At 58.5% G+C, this 16,236-nt stretch carries 17 protein-coding genes; 9 read left to right on the top strand and 8 right to left on the bottom strand.

All coding sequences use genetic code 11. From position 1 onward, the window contains the following. Nucleotides 1-113: 113 nt before the first annotated feature. Nucleotides 114-2,087 carry a hypothetical protein gene (locus AC1DK3_RS01100; RefSeq protein WP_477190462.1) on the bottom strand — a complete coding sequence of 658 codons (1,974 nt, stop codon included), beginning with the start codon at nucleotides 2,085-2,087 and terminating at the stop codon, nucleotides 114-116. Between the two features lie 592 nt (nucleotides 2,088-2,679). On the opposite strand from AC1DK3_RS01100, the gene AC1DK3_RS01105 reads away from it, so the two are divergent. Then, on the top strand, nucleotides 2,680-3,345 hold the full coding sequence (locus tag AC1DK3_RS01105; protein WP_477190463.1) for a response regulator transcription factor: 666 nt from the start codon (nucleotides 2,680-2,682) through the stop codon (nucleotides 3,343-3,345). 166 nt (nucleotides 3,346-3,511) lie between these two features. Then, a complete protein-coding gene (locus AC1DK3_RS01110; protein ID WP_477190464.1) occupies nucleotides 3,512-3,769 on the top strand; it encodes a hypothetical protein in 258 nt (85 codons plus the stop codon). A gap of 109 nt (nucleotides 3,770-3,878) precedes the next feature. On the opposite strand, the gene AC1DK3_RS01115 is transcribed toward AC1DK3_RS01110, so the two are convergent. Continuing rightward, entirely contained in the window at nucleotides 3,879-4,217 is a 339-nt protein-coding gene (locus tag AC1DK3_RS01115; protein ID WP_477190465.1) for a hypothetical protein, read from the bottom strand. 190 nt (nucleotides 4,218-4,407) lie between these two features. After that, a complete protein-coding gene (locus AC1DK3_RS01120) occupies nucleotides 4,408-4,665 on the bottom strand; it encodes a hypothetical protein (RefSeq protein WP_092868458.1) in 258 nt (85 codons plus the stop codon). A 324-nt stretch (nucleotides 4,666-4,989) separates the two neighbouring features. On the opposite strand from AC1DK3_RS01120, the gene AC1DK3_RS01125 reads away from it, so the two are divergent. From AC1DK3_RS01125 to AC1DK3_RS01135, 3 genes are all read left to right on the top strand, one after another. After that, nucleotides 4,990-5,247: a hypothetical protein gene (locus AC1DK3_RS01125; protein ID WP_477190466.1), complete on the top strand. Its 258-nt coding sequence runs from the start codon at nucleotides 4,990-4,992 to the stop codon at nucleotides 5,245-5,247. A gap of 325 nt (nucleotides 5,248-5,572) precedes the next feature. Beyond that, nucleotides 5,573-6,664 carry a glycosyltransferase family 4 protein gene (locus tag AC1DK3_RS01130; RefSeq protein ID WP_477190467.1) on the top strand — a complete coding sequence of 364 codons (1,092 nt, stop codon included), beginning with the start codon at nucleotides 5,573-5,575 and terminating at the stop codon, nucleotides 6,662-6,664. A gap of 73 nt (nucleotides 6,665-6,737) precedes the next feature. Beyond that, nucleotides 6,738-8,918 (top strand): amylo-alpha-1,6-glucosidase, encoded by a 2,181-nt coding sequence (locus AC1DK3_RS01135; protein WP_477190468.1) that lies wholly within the window; start codon nucleotides 6,738-6,740, stop codon nucleotides 8,916-8,918. 30 nt (nucleotides 8,919-8,948) lie between these two features. On the opposite strand, the gene AC1DK3_RS01140 is transcribed toward AC1DK3_RS01135, so the two are convergent. The 3 genes from AC1DK3_RS01140 to AC1DK3_RS01150 form a co-directional block, all read right to left on the bottom strand. Continuing rightward, on the bottom strand, nucleotides 8,949-10,715 hold the full coding sequence (locus tag AC1DK3_RS01140; RefSeq protein ID WP_477190469.1) for an ABC transporter ATP-binding protein: 1,767 nt from the start codon (nucleotides 10,713-10,715) through the stop codon (nucleotides 8,949-8,951). A gap of 252 nt (nucleotides 10,716-10,967) precedes the next feature. Next, complete coding sequence (locus AC1DK3_RS01145; protein ID WP_477190470.1) at nucleotides 10,968-11,363, bottom strand: hypothetical protein; 396 nt, start codon at nucleotides 11,361-11,363, stop codon at nucleotides 10,968-10,970. A 63-nt stretch (nucleotides 11,364-11,426) separates the two neighbouring features. Continuing rightward, the gene (locus AC1DK3_RS01150) at nucleotides 11,427-11,639 is read right to left on the bottom strand and encodes a hypothetical protein (RefSeq protein WP_477190471.1); all 213 of its coding nucleotides are present in this window, start codon (nucleotides 11,637-11,639) and stop codon (nucleotides 11,427-11,429) included. Between the two features lie 403 nt (nucleotides 11,640-12,042). Between AC1DK3_RS01150 and AC1DK3_RS01155 the strand changes: the two genes are divergently transcribed. Beyond that, nucleotides 12,043-13,308, top strand: coding sequence for a DUF763 domain-containing protein (locus tag AC1DK3_RS01155; protein ID WP_477192845.1), 1,266 nt, complete (start codon nucleotides 12,043-12,045; stop codon nucleotides 13,306-13,308). Here AC1DK3_RS01155 and AC1DK3_RS01160 read toward each other — a convergent pair. Then, nucleotides 13,305-13,718 carry an NUDIX hydrolase gene (locus AC1DK3_RS01160; protein ID WP_477190472.1) on the bottom strand — a complete coding sequence of 138 codons (414 nt, stop codon included), beginning with the start codon at nucleotides 13,716-13,718 and terminating at the stop codon, nucleotides 13,305-13,307. The genes AC1DK3_RS01155 and AC1DK3_RS01160 overlap by 4 nt on opposite strands. Before the next feature lie 142 nt (nucleotides 13,719-13,860). Here AC1DK3_RS01160 and AC1DK3_RS01165 point away from each other — a divergent pair, with 142 nt between their 5' ends. Beyond that, nucleotides 13,861-14,112 (top strand): histone deacetylase, encoded by a 252-nt coding sequence (locus AC1DK3_RS01165; RefSeq protein WP_477190473.1) that lies wholly within the window; start codon nucleotides 13,861-13,863, stop codon nucleotides 14,110-14,112. Nucleotides 14,113-14,198: 86 nt separating this feature from the next. Here AC1DK3_RS01165 and AC1DK3_RS01170 read toward each other — a convergent pair whose 3' ends face one another. Beyond that, a complete protein-coding gene (locus AC1DK3_RS01170; RefSeq protein WP_477190474.1) occupies nucleotides 14,199-14,405 on the bottom strand; it encodes a hypothetical protein in 207 nt (68 codons plus the stop codon). Nucleotides 14,406-14,584: 179 nt separating this feature from the next. Between AC1DK3_RS01170 and AC1DK3_RS01175 the strand changes: the two genes are divergently transcribed. Then, nucleotides 14,585-14,800, top strand: coding sequence for a 2TM domain-containing protein (locus AC1DK3_RS01175; protein ID WP_477190475.1), 216 nt, complete (start codon nucleotides 14,585-14,587; stop codon nucleotides 14,798-14,800). 250 nt (nucleotides 14,801-15,050) lie between these two features. Further along, nucleotides 15,051-16,235, top strand: a complete 1,185-nt coding sequence (locus AC1DK3_RS01180; RefSeq protein WP_477190476.1) for an efflux RND transporter periplasmic adaptor subunit — start codon at nucleotides 15,051-15,053, stop codon at nucleotides 16,233-16,235. Nucleotide 16,236 lies beyond the last annotated feature (1 nt).

The raw sequence follows: 16,236 nt of genomic DNA on the forward strand, positions 1-16,236 counted from the left end.
TCCTCCACGGCTTTGCATTCCGCCCGGAAAATCACCGAGGACTCTTTCATTCATGGAGCGGACGCCCAAGTGTCACAGCACTCGCGCGTCCGCAGGCATTCAATATGCGTTCATCACCACGGCTGAGGAACGAGCGGGCCCGGCGCGGTCGCGTCTCCAGAAAGGAAGTTCAAATCCCAGAAATTGTTGGAGACGACAGGATCACCTCTGCCGACATTTTCCGGGAAGATGAACTCGAATACCGGAGCAACATACTGACCCGTCGAGAGGCCGTTGCCGGCAATCGCCCGATTGACACAAGTGGCGCCGTCGGAAGTGATGGCGGCAGTACCGGTCGTGCCATTTGGGTTCGACGTGTTGACGCCGGTCCACCCGAGCGTAGCGGTCACGGAGGGGACGCCCGAGAACGAGAGGCCAGCCGTCGGATTGATATTTGCCGGCGTACAGAGTCCTCTTGTGACGATGCGAATGGTCCGGGTCGGTGATGTCAGGATTCCCGGAGTAGCTTTGGTAGCCCGGAGGCGCGCCCGGCTGATCTGCGCCCCATCCAATTGCGTAACGATGCCACCTTCGATCCCGAACCCGTCAGGCTTCGGATATACGATGTTGGAACCCGGTACGACACCGCCGCCCTGGAAGCCGATGGCTCTGGCTTTGGCGCTGTCCAATCCGGCGTTCGTTCTGCCGGTCATGTTGAGCGGTGTAATCCAGCGCTGGACTTCAAAGCCCGAACCTGCGCCATCCTGATCGACGAGATAAGCATCGACGATTGCCGTGATGTCGGTGACGTCGGCCTCGAGGAATATGCGATTTTGCACTTCTTCCGGAATTCCGGCGATCGACAGACCGGCTGCGTTGATGTCGCCAGCCAGGCCAAACTCTCCCATATGCAGATATACGGGGAGCGTGCCTGGTTGAGTGAATATGCCGATATCGGCAGTAATCGTGTGCACCGAGATGACGTCACCGCCGTTCGCGCCGGGCACGCCGCGCATCAGAGATCCGGACCACGTGATGTGGTCGCCAGGCTCGAACGGGGCTTGCTTCGTCGCATCAGCTTCCGTTGCCGACGCTATCGCTGACGGCGGCGGATAATGGGTCGTCGCATCTGCCGGCGTCCCCGGGGGCGCTTTCATGACAAAACTTGTGCAATAAACGCCGCCGCCCGGTGCGGGACCGCCGTTGGCGCCGTTGTTGAAGAAAACGCCCGCCCCGGCGGTGGTCGGTGTTATATTGAGACCATTCAAGAAATCACGGCACCCGGCAACGCTCGTTGGACGATTCTTCTGCGGGCACTCGGGATCATTGGCAGAGCGCGGCACGCACATTGGATAGCCCGTCGACGCGACAATCGTCGGGTTCGCGTCGTCTACGGAAAGCCGATCATCGCGACTTGTCACGCGACCGAACCGGCCTTTCGGATCGTTGATTTCAAGCTCGACGGTCGTGCCGGCATTCGACGCGACGACAATGTGTCCGTTCGATAAGTCGACGCTTGAAATGATGCCGACACCGCTGTTGACGGATTGCTGCGAGGCATAGCCGAGCGCCGCAATGTAAGTGCCGTTGACGACATTGCCGATGAGGTGAAGTTCGAACGACGGATTCTGACTGGCACTTGTGATGGATGCCAGATCGTAGGGTTCAGGCGATACTTGCCCTGCGAGCCCCGAGACGAAGTCTGCCCAGGTGATCGTGTTTGCCGGCATCTGAATGATGAGATTGCACGGTATGACGATCTTTGTGCCGTTGATAGTTACGTTACCGCCCGAACCGCCGCCCGCACACGCGGCCGATGCGTCGTAGCTTTCGACAAATCCGGTTACATCGAAACCATGGATTGCCGCATCCGCTGCGGCGCTCGGCGGTGTCAACAGTTTGACCGTGGCCGGAGTGAGCCTCGTTAAAGGACTAGGAGCGGGAAGGATGCCGACAGGCGGTGGCGGATTCTTCGGGTTCGGCGGTTTGGCCGTACCGCCTTTTGCGAGCGCCATCGTCGCGCCGAAAGCGACGCAGGCCGCGATGGCGACCGCAAATTTGACAATGCGCTTTCCCTGCTCAGCCGGAGCCGCCTTTGAATTCGACATTTTGTATTCGTCACGCCTTAGCACTGAACCACCCTCCAACTGATGAGCCGTTTCACCCTTGATGACCCGCATTCGAGCGATTGTCTGAGCCTGCCATTCCCGTGCGGCGGCAGCCGACGCGGAATACGAATTGACCGGAGCGCGAATTGCTCCAACTTTGACGCTAAAGCGGATAGCGTCCGGCCGGTACGGTCGAACGGGCTGCGATTTTGCTGATCCTGTTGGGTCGCTTCGGTCCGACTTTGGAAGAAGCGAACTGAGACCTAGGTCGAAGACGGCACGCAAAGGTTCCGGAACTCTCGGGCGACCAGCCGCGAGTCGAGCTGAAGAGGCCTGCGTTGATCGGTGATGACAGCCTTCGAAAAAGCGTTCGCCCAGTGAGCGAACGCTTGCCCGTGGCGTCAGACCTTCGTCCCGGCCGGGTAAGACCTTTGGGCGATGATGCTTCGTCTCCCGCCCGATGCAGAGCGCGGCGCCTCTAGGTATCAATAATCATCGGCACTGAAGCTGAACGCGTCCTCAGCGACCAAAGTTATAAGTGATCGCTTCTATTTGAGGACAGGGAAGCAGGCCTCGATACCCGGACTTGGGAATGAACATGCGGACGCTCGTCGTCGAGGATGATGTCAACACAGCGGAGGTCATGGCATCGAGTTTATCTGCCGCTGGCTTCGTCGTGGAAGTTTGTAGGCAAGGCGACGACGCGTGGTTCCTCGGAGCGACGGAAGACTTCGACGTTGTTTTCCTGGATCTGGCACTTCCTCAGCTTGACGGCCTCACCGTGTTGCGCCGTTGGCGAACGCAAGGCCGCGATATGGCCGTCATCGCGATGACCGAAAAAGACGGATGGTCCACCCGCGTCGAAACCATCAACCTGGGCGCCGACGATTTTCTGACGAAGCCGTTTCAAATGGAGGAATTGATTGCTCGCGCCCGTGCAGTTTTGCGCAGGAAGCATGGGTATTCGGCGCCGCATCTAACGGCAGGCGACGTGGTGCTCGACACCAGCACGATGAGGGTCGCCGTTGAAGGCCGTCCAATTCGCCTGTCGGCCTTGGAATACCGGCTGCTCAGCTATCTGCTTCATCACAAGGGTCGGGTCGTGCCCGGCACGGAACTCGGCGATCGACTCTATCGCAACGATGAGCCGCGCGAAGCTAACGCCATTGAGGCGCTCATCCTGCGCCTCAGAAGAAAGCTCGGGGTGAAAATAATCGAGACGCGTCGAGGGCTAGGCTATTGCGCGAGAGATAACTGATCCGCAGAAGTTATCTCTCGGCGGAATAAACCTCTAATTAACGACCGCACCCACCTTACGAAACTGTATGTCAAAACGGCTCATTCGTTCATCTACGTGACAGGCAAAGCGCCTTATGACCTGGGCACCACGTCGTTGAGACGTTTCAAAACTTAGGAGCCAAAAAATGAAGACAGCTATGACAGTGGCGATGGCCGCAGTCGCGATGATGCTTGGCGCAGGCGTTGCAGGCGCAGCCGAGAAGGTCGTGAAGCATTCGCATCATTCCCATCATCAGGCCCATGCGATGCATAAGTCTGGAAAGCACTATGCTTCCAAGCACACCCACAAACACATCGCCTCGAAGCCTGGCAAGAAGCACTACGCGTCGAAGCATACGCATAAGCACCTCGTATCGAAGCGCACGCACAAGCCTGTCGCTTGACGATCAATGAGGTGAGCGGCACACGCCTCTCACCTCGTTTTTGCCTAAGCTTTTTGCCCAAGCTCTTTTGCGCAGCGCGAGGCTTTGAGTTAGCGAGTTAACTCTTCGATCAGCAACCGTTGGCCCGCATGCAGCGGCCGTATTCGCGGCCATCCGTTCCCCACTGGTCGAAGCAAGCGTGACGTGCTTCGCGACAGCGATTGGGGGCAGAATCGGGAGCCGGCTGGTTGCCATAACCCATTGCTTCCCACGGGACGTCGACGACGACGCCGACACCCGGGCCGCCCCATCCGCCACCGCGGCCACCACTACCCCCGCCGCCGCCACCATGGCCATCCGTCTTCTGCACGATGGAATGGTCCTTTTGCGGGATCACGCCGACGGAAGCTGCCACCGCGCTGCTTGCGATGGTCACGCAAGCTACGAAAGCGATTGCAATTGTCTTCACGGTCTCTCTCCAACTGACGTGCCGATGCAAAAGGCATCGTTGAGCACAATGATTGCCGCCGGCTATCAATCGCTCAGCGGAGAGGGAGGTAATTCGTGCGCACGGTTTCGGGGGCTCGAATGAGCGCCCCAAAAGAGGACGAATCTCGCGCATCAGGCCCGAGGCTACGCGCGTCTGCCGACCTGCAGGCTTAATCGCGCGCGCTTTGCAGAATGGCGTCGCTCAACATTTGCGATAGGCCGATCAGCTCATGCAGGCCCGTTTTGTCGTCCTGCAGAATTCCAAGCGTGACGTTCTGGCCGTCGGTGTCCACGCTTGCGTAGCAAATCGCTTTGAGATCGCCGCATTCGGCGCGAGCTAAAAGCTCCTTTAATCCGGCGATAATTCGCTGCTTTTCTTCCAACTCTTTCTTAGCGCGCTCGCCACTCAGCAGAACCAGTTTTCCCATAGGCTCACCTTCCGCATCAGCAACAGAAGTTCAGACCAAAGCCATGCTGGCACGCGTCGGCCATGGCCGTCTTCAGCGCTCTCGCTGTTTCGCCCTCATTTTGGGCCACTGGAAGAGAGTTGCTAAGGCAAGTGTTACATGGCGGACTCGCCTGCGATTTGCGGCAGAGCGGCGATGATCGCCGCGTGAGAATGATTCGCCGCCGAACCCACAGTTTCGCAATCACGCGCAACCCGGTTTTCAAAGGATGCATGGGGGCTCGGCGTCCGGAGGCGTTGCCACCAGGCGCGTCTCGCACTATCGATCGGGGAAACGGAGGGGAAGATGGAAAAGATTCTCGCGCTCGTCTCGCTAGCGATGTTCGCCGCGTCGCCTGCCTTTGCGCAAACGCGGCTTCGCACGCCGACCCCGAACTCCAATGCGCCGATGATCAGAATTCCCCCGTCGAGCCTTCCCGGTACTGGCGTGTCCGAACAGAATACAACCTCGCGCGAGGCCACATACCCGAAGCCGATAAAGCAATACTACGACCCGTTGTTCAATGACCCGACGCAGCGGAACCCGAACCTCCGCAACCGCTAGGCACCGCCCTCGAGACGTATCGCTCGGTTGAAGCTCTGAACTCCCGAGCTCTATCCCACGGCAACCCCTTTCGTCAGCAGTCATCGTTGTGGGCCCGCGCGATGCGGGACCACGGCGGAGATGTCCTCCGTGGTCTGAAGCGCCGGGCGAAAACCTTCTGGCGTCGGCGCTGGGAAATGCGTGCGCACTGACGATATCCGCCGCTGGGCGGAGTTGCTGAGAATTTTTTTAGTTTCCAACGCCGGCGGTCAGCGCGCCGCACGCAATCCGGGAACGAATCAGGTGTCGCAACGTTGAACTTTCCGAACACGGGAAGGACCAGCGTATGAAGATTGCACAGGTTGCGCCCTTGATTGAGAGCGTCCCGCCAAAACTATACGGGGGAACCGAGCGTGTTGTTTCCTATGTTACCGAAGAGCTCGTGACCCAAGGGCACGACGTAACGCTCTTCGCAAGCGGCGATTCCATAACATCGGCGAAGCTGGTGCCCTGTTGCGAAAAATCACTCAGGTCCAATCCCGCCGTACGCGACCCAATTCCTTACTACATGGTGATGGTCGACAAAATTCGCCGCATGGCCTCGGCCTTCGACGTTATCCATTTTCACATCGATCAGTTTCAATTTCCGGTCTTCCGGGCGATCGCTCATAAAACGCTGACGACGCTTCACGGACGCCAGGATCTTCCCGACCTGCAGCTCCTCTATCGCGCGTTTCCCGAGATGAACCTCGTGTCCATTTCGGATTCGCAGCGTCGGCCGATCCCCTACGCCAGTTTCGCCGGAACGGTCTATCACGGCCTCCCGGACGATCTGCACCGCCCGACATTCGATCCGCGCGGCGGCTACCTCGCCTTCTTGGGGCGCATCTCCCCCGAAAAGCGCCTCGATCGCGCGATTGAAATCGCTCGCGCCGCGGGCTTCCCGTTGAAAATCGCGGCCAAGGTCGATGCGGTAGACGTTGAATATTTCGAGGCAACAATCAAACCGCTGCTTCATGGCGATGATGTTCACTTCGTTGGCGAGATCAACGACCGCGAGAAAACGAAATTTCTCGGAGAAGCGTCCGCATTGCTCTTTCCTATCGACTGGCCGGAACCTTTCGGCATGGTGATGATTGAGGCAATGGCCTGCGGCACTCCGGTTCTCGCATTCGACCACGGGTCAGTCAGAGAGGTTATCGATGAGGGCATAACAGGCTTCATCGTGGATGATGTCGAAAGCGCCGTCTCAGCGTTGCCGGGCATCCTGGCGCTCGATCGCAGACGCATTCGCCGGCGGTTCGACGAGAGATTTACAGCTGCATCGATGGCTCAAGCTTACGCTGCGCTTTACGAGCGCGTTCCTGCCGCGACCGTCCGCTTGCCGACCTCGCGCAGCGATGACATCCGCCCCGTCCACGAGACCCTCGTCAACTGACGCAGTGGCACTTGCCACTTCAAGCGCCTAACATAATGGTTAGGCGCGGTCTTTTTTTGAACGGAGTTTCGCGATGGCAATTACGCCATCACAGCAGCCGGATCATCCGCCAGAGCATGAGCCTGAGCAAATCCATGCTGAGGCCGATAGCTCGCCGCGAGCCCACGAAACGCTGAAGCACGACGATGCCTTCGTCGTCGTCGATACGCACGGCGACATCGGTGCATTCGGCAATCATGCGGATGGCTTCTTTTTCAACGACACGCGCTACCTGTCGCGGCTCGAACTGCTGATTGCGAGGCGCCCGCCGTTGCTTCTCGGTTCGACGCTCGACCGGAAGGACCTTCAGCTCTGCTCCGACCTCACGAATACGGACGTTTATACGAATGGTGCCCTTTGGCTTCACAAGGACGTCGTCCACGTTTTCAGAACGACGTATGTCCGCGACGCAAGCCTGCGACAGCGACTCGTTCTCACGAACCACTCGAATATCGATCTTTACCTGCCCGTATCGGTCTTCTTTGATTGCGATTTCTTGGACATCTTTGAAGTTCGCGGTATGCGCCGCGAGAAACGCGGAACGGTCCGCCGAACTGTGGATTCCTCAGATTCCGTCAGCTTCAGCTATACGGGGCTTGATCGCATCGTTCGGAAAACGTCCGTTCATATCGATCCCGAGCCCCTATCACTGAGAGAGACGTCTGCATTCTTTCGGCTGCATATCCCGGCCAAGCAATCGCGACGCATTTACGTGACCGCTTTGGCAGAGGGCGAGCGCGTAAGCCCACCGTGCTCATACGTTAAGGGATTACACGATGCGTACCTGCACCTGCGGCGGACGGAGCTGCAGGCGACGAGCATCGAGGTTTCACATCCCGATCTCAACCACGTGCTGAAGCGTTCGATGGCGGATCTGCGATTGCTGATCACGCAAACCGCAGACGGCCCTTATCCTTATGCGGGAACGCCTTGGTATTCGACGACCTTCGGCCGGGACGCGTTGATAACAGCACTTCAGGTTCTATGGATCGATCCCTCAATCGCTCGCGGCGTGCTTCGTCGCCTCGCTCGCTTTCAGGCTAGCGAACACGATGCGGCAGCTGACGCTCAGCCCGGAAAAATTCTGCACGAAATGCGTAACGGCGAAATGGCGGCGCTGCGCGAAATTCCGTTTGGCCTCTACTATGGCAGCGTCGATTCAACCCCGCTCTTCGTTGTCTTGGCCGGAGCCTACGTTGGGGCGACCGACGACAAGGACTTTCTTCGCGAAATTTGGCCGGCAGTCCTCAGGGCTCTCGAATGGATAAACGGCCCTGGCGATCCGGACGGCGACGGGTTCGTCGAATATGCACGCGAAACCGAAGATGGATTGTCGAACCAGGGATGGAAGGACAGTCACGACTCGATCTTCAACAAGGATGGAAGCCTCGCGGAGGGGCCGCTCGCGCTCGTCGAAGTGCAAGGCTATGTGTACGAGGCGAAGATTGTTGCCGCGCGCATGGCCTCAATGCTTGGCGATGATGCATTGAGCCGCCGTCTGAAGGCCGAAGCAATCGATCTGCAAAGAAAATTCGAAGAGAAGTTTTGGTCCCCGGACATCGGCATGTACGCGCTTGCGCTGGATGGCCGCAAAAATCGTGTCGACGTCCGATCGAGCAACGCCGGCCACGCACTGAGTTCCGGCATCGCCAGTGCAGACCGGGCATCGCGCGTCATCAAGCAAATGTTGGATGCGAGCTTCTTCTCTGGCTGGGGCATCAGAACGATCGCGACCACTGAAGCCAGATACAACCCGATGTCATATCACAACGGGTCGATCTGGCCGCACGACAATGCGATGATTGGTGCGGGTTTCGCCCGTTACGGAAAGCCGGAAAAGATCGAATCCGTCTTTAATGGCCTGCTCGACGCTGCCCTCAACATGTCGCAAGGCAGACTGCCGGAGTTGTTCTGCGGCTTTCGGCGCCGGGCAGGGCGCGCGCCCATTCTTTATCCGGTGGCATGCTCGCCGCAAGCCTGGGCGAGCGGCTCGATGCCCTTTCTCTTGGGGTCGTTGCTGGGTATCGAAATCGACGGCGCTTCCCGGACTGTTACGCTCAACTCTCCTTATCTGCCGGAGAGAGCAGGTGAGATAACGGTGCGGAATATGCGCGCCGGTGATGGGGCCGCCGATTTCGTGTTGCGACGGAAAGACGGCGCTGTGACGATCGATATCACGAACAGCAGCGGCGGCGCGAAAGTCGTCTTGGCATAGATCCGCAATCAGCGGCTGCCGGTTAATCCCCTACGCCGCGGCCGATTGGAGACGCCGCACCTCGAGATCGACGAGGGATTTGTAAGCGCCGGCCTTGCTGATCAAAGTTTCAGGCGTATCGTCTTGCACCACCTTGCCATTCTGAATGACGACGATGCGGTCGAAATTCCTCAGCGTCGATAGACGGTGCGCAATGGCAATCACCGTCCTTCCGTTCATCAGCGTCGTGAGGGCCTCTCGGATCAGCTCCTCCGAATGACTGTCGAGCGCGGACGTCGCCTCGTCGAGAAGAAGTATCGGCGCGTTCTTCAAGAATGCGCGCGCGATCGCAACGCGTTGCCGTTGTCCGCCCGAGAGTTTCGCGCCCCGGTCGCCGACGATCGTGTCGAGACCGGCAGGCAGCTGCTCGATGAAACTGAGGCACCGAGCCATCCGCGCAGCTTCCATAACCTCATCATCGCGCGCGCCCGGCCGCCCGTAGCGAATATTCTCCCTGAGCGTACGATGGAAGAGGCTCACGTCTTGAGGGACGACGGCAATGGCTTTTCGGAGGGCATCGTCGGGCAACAACGCGCCGACCTCGCCGTCGATCAGAATTGCGCCGGACTGAACGTCATAAAATCTCTGGATCAGCGAAAAGATCGTCGATTTCCCCGCACCCGATGGCCCGACGATACCAACCCGTGTGCCAGGATCGATCTTGAGATTCAACGACGAGAACACTTGCTTGCCGTCCGGATACGCGAATCCAACATCGCGGAACTCCACCGCTCCGCGCGCCGCAGCCACACGCTTCGCGGACGAATTGACCGGGAGCGCGTGCGGCGTCAGAAGCGTCCGCAAAGCTTCCGAAAAGCGCGCCAAGTGCTGCGTAACGTCGACGAGGGCAACGGCCAGATCACGCGTAGCGCTCAAAATGGAAATGCCGAGCGTTGAGACGAGCACAACGTCGCCGGCGGTTGCCTCGCCTCGCTGCCAAAGAACGATCGACCAAGCGAGAACGCAGCACGTCAACACTGCCGTCGCTATAGCGTGAAAAATTCTGAGCCGTTCGAGGAAATATAGGCTTTGCTTCCGCGCGCGCACCTCGCGGCTGATGACGCCCCCGAGACGGCGATGCTCACTGCGCATACGCCCGAAAGCCTTCACCACCGAAATATTCGAGATGACGTCGATCATGTCGCCATCGACGTTTGCCGCTTCGCGCGCGTACGCGTGGTGAAGTGGCGTGCCGCGAGCCGCCCAGTAGAACATGAAGACGACAACGACTCCGACGACGGCGGTCAACGTCAATGCCATCGCGACGCTCACGGTCGTCAGATAAATGATGGCAACGACGGTCGCGACGAGCGGAGGCATGGCATTGAACGTAACCATGGTCTCGGTCGTATAAAGTGCGTTTGCGGTGGCTGTGATGCGGCTGGTGAGAGCGCCGGGCGCCTGCCCGTGAAAAAAGCTCGGAGCGTGTCCCGTCAAATGCCGGAAAAGCTTTCGCCGGACGCGCCCGGAAACGCCCGTAAACGTCGAATGCCCGATCCACGCCGCGAGGCGCCATGACAGGTTATCGGCGGCGATGAAGCCGATGACCATCGCAAAGGCGACCCAAACAGCTCCGTGTTGTGAGGGATTTGATAAAGCGTCGACCAGTTTCTTCAGGCCGTACTGCGTCGACACGGAAAATGTAACGGCCGCGATGACCGACGCCAGTATTGCGATATGGCTCCAGCGGTAGCTGCCAAGGATCGCAATGATAAAACGGTATGGGTGCTTTGCAAAAGCCGACAAGTCATTCGTCAAGATACGCTTCCCTCAAGACTCGGGCACTTTGGTTTGGCGGGACTTGAACTCCGGCCTCGGTTCGCAATGTCCTCCGAAGACGCGGTCGAGAACCAATTTTAAAAGCTACGTCTTTTATTCAACTCTGTAGATGCGCCCACCCAACGTCGCGGGGGCTGCGACTGGTTAACCCAGCCTGAGACCGATGGTCATTACGAACATACTCTTTCGAAAACGCACTCCAGGTTCTCGTTCGGAACTGTGATTTGGCTCCTAAGTTCCTATGTGAAGATGGGGCAAATAGGATTGGTGTGTGATGATGAAATTTTTGATTGCCCTCTCGTCAGGCTTGATCGTCGGCATGACGTCGGCGGCGTTCGCGCAGAGCACGACATCGCCTGTGGGCGCAACGCAGCCGACCAGTACGACGAGCACCCCGCTGACGCCGACGACTGCCAATCCGGTGTTGACGACCAACGCCACGACCTCACAATCGAGTTCGCAGCTACCATCGTTTCTTGTGCAATCCCCGCTCGAGACGATCAGAATAGATTCGGCCGCGCCGAGTGCGCTGTCTCTAGTGATCGGCCCAACCAATTCCAACACTGCAGTTCTCAACGGCGACGTGTTGACGTCTTCGACACCGCCCGCATCGGGGCTCGCCCTCAACGCTTTTGTGACTCAGTCCGGACTATCGGCACCGGCCGCTCCATCGGCGACTTCTCCGAGCGTTTACCCGTCGGCGCTTGCTGTGTCGACCTCCACGGCAACGTTTCTATCGCAGTTCCGGGGCGGGTTGACGGGTATCGGGGTAACCACCGGCAGCACCTTGCCGCCGAGCGCTGCAGGTACACCCGGGGGGGCTAGCGCCACTGGCAGCACGACGTCCACCCGAAGCTCAATTGGTACGATGACGAATTCGCCGGGGGGAACCGTAGGAACCATGAGATCATCGAGCCGAAGCTCGGGCCGTTAGAGAGATTGCATCGGGCACCTCTCCGCTGACGGCTGCGTTCGTTCGCCGCAAGGAATAAGTTTGAACGCCGTATTCCGGAACAACCGAGCTCAGGCGTTGTTCATGATCGGCGAGGGGGCGAGCGCCTCCAACTTTTTGAGGAAAAATCGACCGCGGTATTCTGCGCGGGTGTTCTGCTTTCAGAGAGGAATCGGTGCATGAAGTTAAGCGAATTCACGCGGCGCGCACGTGCGTCCCGGTTGGACAAGAAGGCAAAATATGAGGCGGCCTTCGAGCGGGCTCGCCGGGATTTGAAATTGTCCGAAGGTTCGGCACTGTGGTCGCGTCCAGCGACTCATCATACATTTATAAGAAGCAGTTCTGATGGAGCCGATGGCACAACGTACGGGAAGCGCTGATCTTCCGCTGCATAGCGGTCACGTGCCCGCTTGGCTCTCCGCCCGGATGGCTTCGCTCGGCGCTGTGATCTGCGAGGCAATCGTACAGGAATATGGGCGAGACGAATTATTGAGCCGTCTCGCCCATCCTTTTTGGTTTCAGTCGTTCGGTGCCGTCATGGGCATGGACTGGCATTCGTCTGGCGTGACGACGACGGTCATCGGAGCATTGAAGCGCGGGCTTGAACCCGCGCAGGACGAGCTGGGCGTCTACGTTTGTGGCGGCCGGGGCAAGCATTCGCGGCGCACGCCGGAGGAATTGCGCGCAATCGGTGAACGCGTCGGCATCGATGCCGACGAATTGACCAAAGCAAGTCGTCTCGTCGCCAAGGTCGACAGCGCGGCCATTCAGGACGGCTTCGATCTTTATCTCCACGGCTTCTTCGTGACCCGCGAAGGCAACTGGACTGTCGTCCAACAAGGCATGAACTCAGATAAGGGACAGGCTCGCCGCTACCACTGGTTTTCCAAATCGCGATCGAACTTCATAGATGAGCCCCATGCCGCAATCGATGGCCCCGCACAGGGTGAAATCGTCAACCTAACCGATCGGCGGGCGAACGCGTCGCGATCGGCACAACTCGACCTGCTATCGACTTTGGGGCCGGATAAAATAGTCGCCGAGTTGTTGGACGAGCTGTTGGAGCAGTCGAAGCCTGAACCACCCGAGCAGCTGTCGCTGCCGCATCTCGAGATGCCTGCTCACCATGAAGTCCGATCGAGTGACGTCTTCATCCGCCGCCTGCACGGAATGCTTGCCGCCGCGACCGAGCAGGCTCCTAAAGATTTTCCTGACCTGCTATTGATCCCGGGAGTAGGCGCAAGAACCGTTCAATCGCTCGCCATGGTCGCCGAAGTCGTGCATGGCGCACCCTATCGGTTTCAGGATCCCGCACGATTTTCGCTCGCGCACGGCGGCAAGGACAGCCACCCCTATCCCGTTGCGACAAGCGTCTACGACGAAACGATTAAAGTCCTGAAGTCCGCGGTCCAAAAAGCCAAGCTTGGAAATAGCGAAACGCTCGCCGCGCTGAAGAGGCTCGATGATCAAGCGAGAATGCTGGAACGCACTGCCAACGGTCCCACATTCGAAACACATATCGCCCGTGAACAAGCAGCCTCGCCGTCTCTCGGCGGCCGCTCAGTTTTCGGTTGGGAAGGTGTGACGACGCCGATGTCCAAGTCTGGAGGTGCGCGCTAGTTTTTAGGCCGCACTTGAAGACTCGCAATGAGCGCTTTCAATCCCGGCTCACGGACCTTTTTGACCGCATCCTCTTGCGAAAACCACACGCGCGTTCGCTGGTCCTGCTCGCGCCACCGCTTCCGTTCTTTCTTCACCCATAAAACGTAGCAGGTGACGGTGAGGACGCGAATGTTTTCGACCGTTTTCTTCCGATAGCGATAGCTGCCGATAGGGACGCGGGAGATCTTGCCCGTTACACCCGCCTCCTGTTTGGCCTCCCGCGCAGCCGCGTCGGGATCGCTCAACCGCTTCGATGGCCAACCTTTCGGAATGACCCATCGCCCCGTTTCTCTGGAAGATATGAGAAGGATCTCTAAACCGCCGCGCGACTTGCGCAGGGGAAGAGCTCCAACCTGTAGAATTGTCATAAATTTTCTTCCATTCCAGCAGATAGGCGATGTCGCCCATATCACCGATTTGACGGAACGGGGCTTTGTTAGCGGGTTTCAGGAACCTTCCTCCCACGGGCCCTGTTATTTTTCCAGACTACCGATAAAGGAAAAATCCGTAATGGCCATCTATACAGATCCACAAACGGGTCAGCGCCGGGAAGTCGACGACCTTTCGCGCCCCGCGACGGGCTTCTCGCTTGGGATCGTTGCACTCTTGATCGTGCTGGCGCTCATAAGCTGGTATTTCTTCGGCCGCGTCAGTCCCAGCGTCGACACGGCTAATACCGGCGCCTCCACGATCACCGAGCCTGTTACGTCGCCGAATGCGAGCCCGACCCACCCGGCTCCGTCGCCCAATCCCGGCCCGTAAGAGCGAAAACCAGGAAACGACTACGCGACGGCCCGATGACACCGATTATCCGGCCGTCTTTGCGAAGCGGCGGCAATCAGTTCGGACTATTTCGATTTGGATTGTTCGGATTTTGCTTTTTCGGACAGCTTCTCGACGAGATCTTTATCGATAAGGGGCGGCCTGCGATCGATCGGTCGTACCGGTTCGTCCTCCTTGCGATCGACCGCGATCGGATCACTACCGGGGAAGGTTTCCTTCAAAGCTTCATTCAGCTCTTTGTCCACCTGAGCCTTCGGCTTCTCGTTACTCATTGAGGTTCTCCAAGCGCCCGCCACCAGCCGACGTCCGGCAGATTAGGCGTCATCTGACTGAACGTCTTTACGAAAGCAGCAGTTCCGGTACGGCGAACGGCCGATTAAGAATAGAATTTTGAGCGCGAGCCGAGAAAAACCGATAAACACAGCACTGAATTTAACGGTCGGAGACCGAAATGAACAGACTGCTGCAGAACCAAGGCTTCAGGATTCACCTGACGGCCTACGTCATCGTCAATGTGATCCTTGCAATCATAAATTTCATGAACCCCCAAACGATCTGGTTCTACTGGGTGTTTCTCGGCTGGGGCATCGGTCTTTTGGCGCACGGCTATTCGGTATGGCGGGCGCCGTCTCGCCCTGTGAGGCCCGTGCGGCCCATACGTCATTGACCATACGAAGCGAGTCCTAACGACCGCACTGAGTGCTTCGCAAACCTGCGGCGAGAGACCATTTCGCACGCGCGCATGGCAAGAGATCTGCGAACTGATCAATTGCGCGCGGCGATATCACATAATGAAATGCAAGCTTTCCGCTTAAGACGGAATTGAGTTTCCTAACCTCCCATTGTGGCTAAGAGCTAAGTTCTCCATCCCAAGCGTTAGTGCTTGAGCCCGAACTTCTGCCGCCGCAGGGAAGGCTATGACACTAGCACATGCGAATATGCCCCGCGGCCCTGTTCATTCGCTAGCCGCCACGTTCGCTATCGCATTTTTTGCAACCCCCCTCCCTGCGCAAATGCCGACCGGTCCGCCAGTCGTCGGATATACGATTGCCGAAAAGAAGCCCGTCACGCAGGTGGAGGAGTTCATCGGCCGCATCGAAGCGGTGAACACGGTCAATATTGTCGCCCGCGTCACGGCACAGCTGGAAGAGACGACCTTCGTCGAAGGGACCGAGGTAAGAAAAGGTGAYGTGCTTTATCGCCTCGAACGCCCGCCTTTTGAGGCGCTCGTTCAAAACGCACAAGCGGCCGTAAATCAATATAAGGCGCTGCTTCGCAACGCCGTGCTGACTACGGGGCGCGCCAAGTCCTTGCTGTCCGGACCGGCCGGCCAGCAAGCGAGTGTCGACAGCGCAATCGCGCAGCAGCACGCCTATGAAGCTCAAATTCTCGGCGCCGAGGCGCAGCTCAAGACCGCAGAAATCAATCTCGGCTACACGACGATCACCGCGCCGATCGATGGCAAGATTGGCCGTACGGCCGTCAACGTCGGCAACATCGTCGGACCGAATTCCGGAACGCTCACGAAGATCGTGAGCCAGGATCCGATGTACGTCGTCTTTCCGGTGCCCGCTCCGACGCTCATGGAACTGCGAAAAATGTACTTGCCGAAAGGCGGCCTCAAAGCGGTCGTTCTGCGCGTCCGCCTGCCCGACGGCTCGCTTTATCCTCAGAAGGGCAAGCTCGACTTCGTCGATCCCACGGTCGCGACCAGCACCGATACGGTCCTGGTGCGAGGCGAAATTACCAATCCGCTCGCAAAGCCCGCGAAGCCGGGAGAAATGACGGTCCGCCCGCTCCTCGACGGAGAATTCATCACTGCACTCATCGAAGGGGTCGAGCCTATCATCGCGCTGGCGATCCCGCGGTCTGCCGTCCTGGCGGACCAGCAGGGCGACTATGTGTACGTGATCAGCCCGGACGACGTGGTAACGCAACGCCGGATTCAACTCGGTCAGTCGACGCCGGCCTTGGCGATGGTGTCGGCCGGACTGAGTGAAGGCGAAAGGGTCGTTACAGAAGGAATCCAGCGAGTCCGGCCGGATATCAAAGTGGTGCCGCAACCGGCCGGTCCCGACCCGACCAAATCCGACGGTCAATAAT

This window comes from Hyphomicrobium sp. 01T421 (genome assembly GCF_056398805.1).

Bases quoted from the DNA above. Each gene is read 5' to 3' on its own strand.
- AC1DK3_RS01100 (WP_477190462.1), bottom strand. From the start codon at position 2,087: ATGTCGAATTCAAAGGCGGCTCCGGCTGAGCAGGGAAAGCGCATTGTC.
- AC1DK3_RS01125 (WP_477190466.1), top strand. From the start codon at position 4,990: ATGGAAAAGATTCTCGCGCTCGTCTCGCTAGCGATGTTCGCCGCGTCG.
- AC1DK3_RS01160 (WP_477190472.1), bottom strand. From the start codon at position 13,718: ATGACAATTCTACAGGTTGGAGCTCTTCCCCTGCGCAAGTCGCGCGGC.
- AC1DK3_RS01120 (WP_092868458.1), bottom strand. From the start codon at position 4,665: ATGGGAAAACTGGTTCTGCTGAGTGGCGAGCGCGCTAAGAAAGAGTTG.
- AC1DK3_RS01130 (WP_477190467.1), top strand. From the start codon at position 5,573: ATGAAGATTGCACAGGTTGCGCCCTTGATTGAGAGCGTCCCGCCAAAA.
- AC1DK3_RS01135 (WP_477190468.1), top strand. From the start codon at position 6,738: ATGGCAATTACGCCATCACAGCAGCCGGATCATCCGCCAGAGCATGAG.
- AC1DK3_RS01150 (WP_477190471.1), bottom strand. From the start codon at position 11,639: ATGGTTCCTACGGTTCCCCCCGGCGAATTCGTCATCGTACCAATTGAG.
- AC1DK3_RS01155 (WP_477192845.1), top strand. From the start codon at position 12,043: ATGGCACAACGTACGGGAAGCGCTGATCTTCCGCTGCATAGCGGTCAC.
- AC1DK3_RS01110 (WP_477190464.1), top strand. From the start codon at position 3,512: ATGAAGACAGCTATGACAGTGGCGATGGCCGCAGTCGCGATGATGCTT.
- AC1DK3_RS01165 (WP_477190473.1), top strand. From the start codon at position 13,861: ATGGCCATCTATACAGATCCACAAACGGGTCAGCGCCGGGAAGTCGAC.
- AC1DK3_RS01170 (WP_477190474.1), bottom strand. From the start codon at position 14,405: ATGAGTAACGAGAAGCCGAAGGCTCAGGTGGACAAAGAGCTGAATGAA.
- AC1DK3_RS01175 (WP_477190475.1), top strand. From the start codon at position 14,585: ATGAACAGACTGCTGCAGAACCAAGGCTTCAGGATTCACCTGACGGCC.
- AC1DK3_RS01105 (WP_477190463.1), top strand. From the start codon at position 2,680: ATGAACATGCGGACGCTCGTCGTCGAGGATGATGTCAACACAGCGGAG.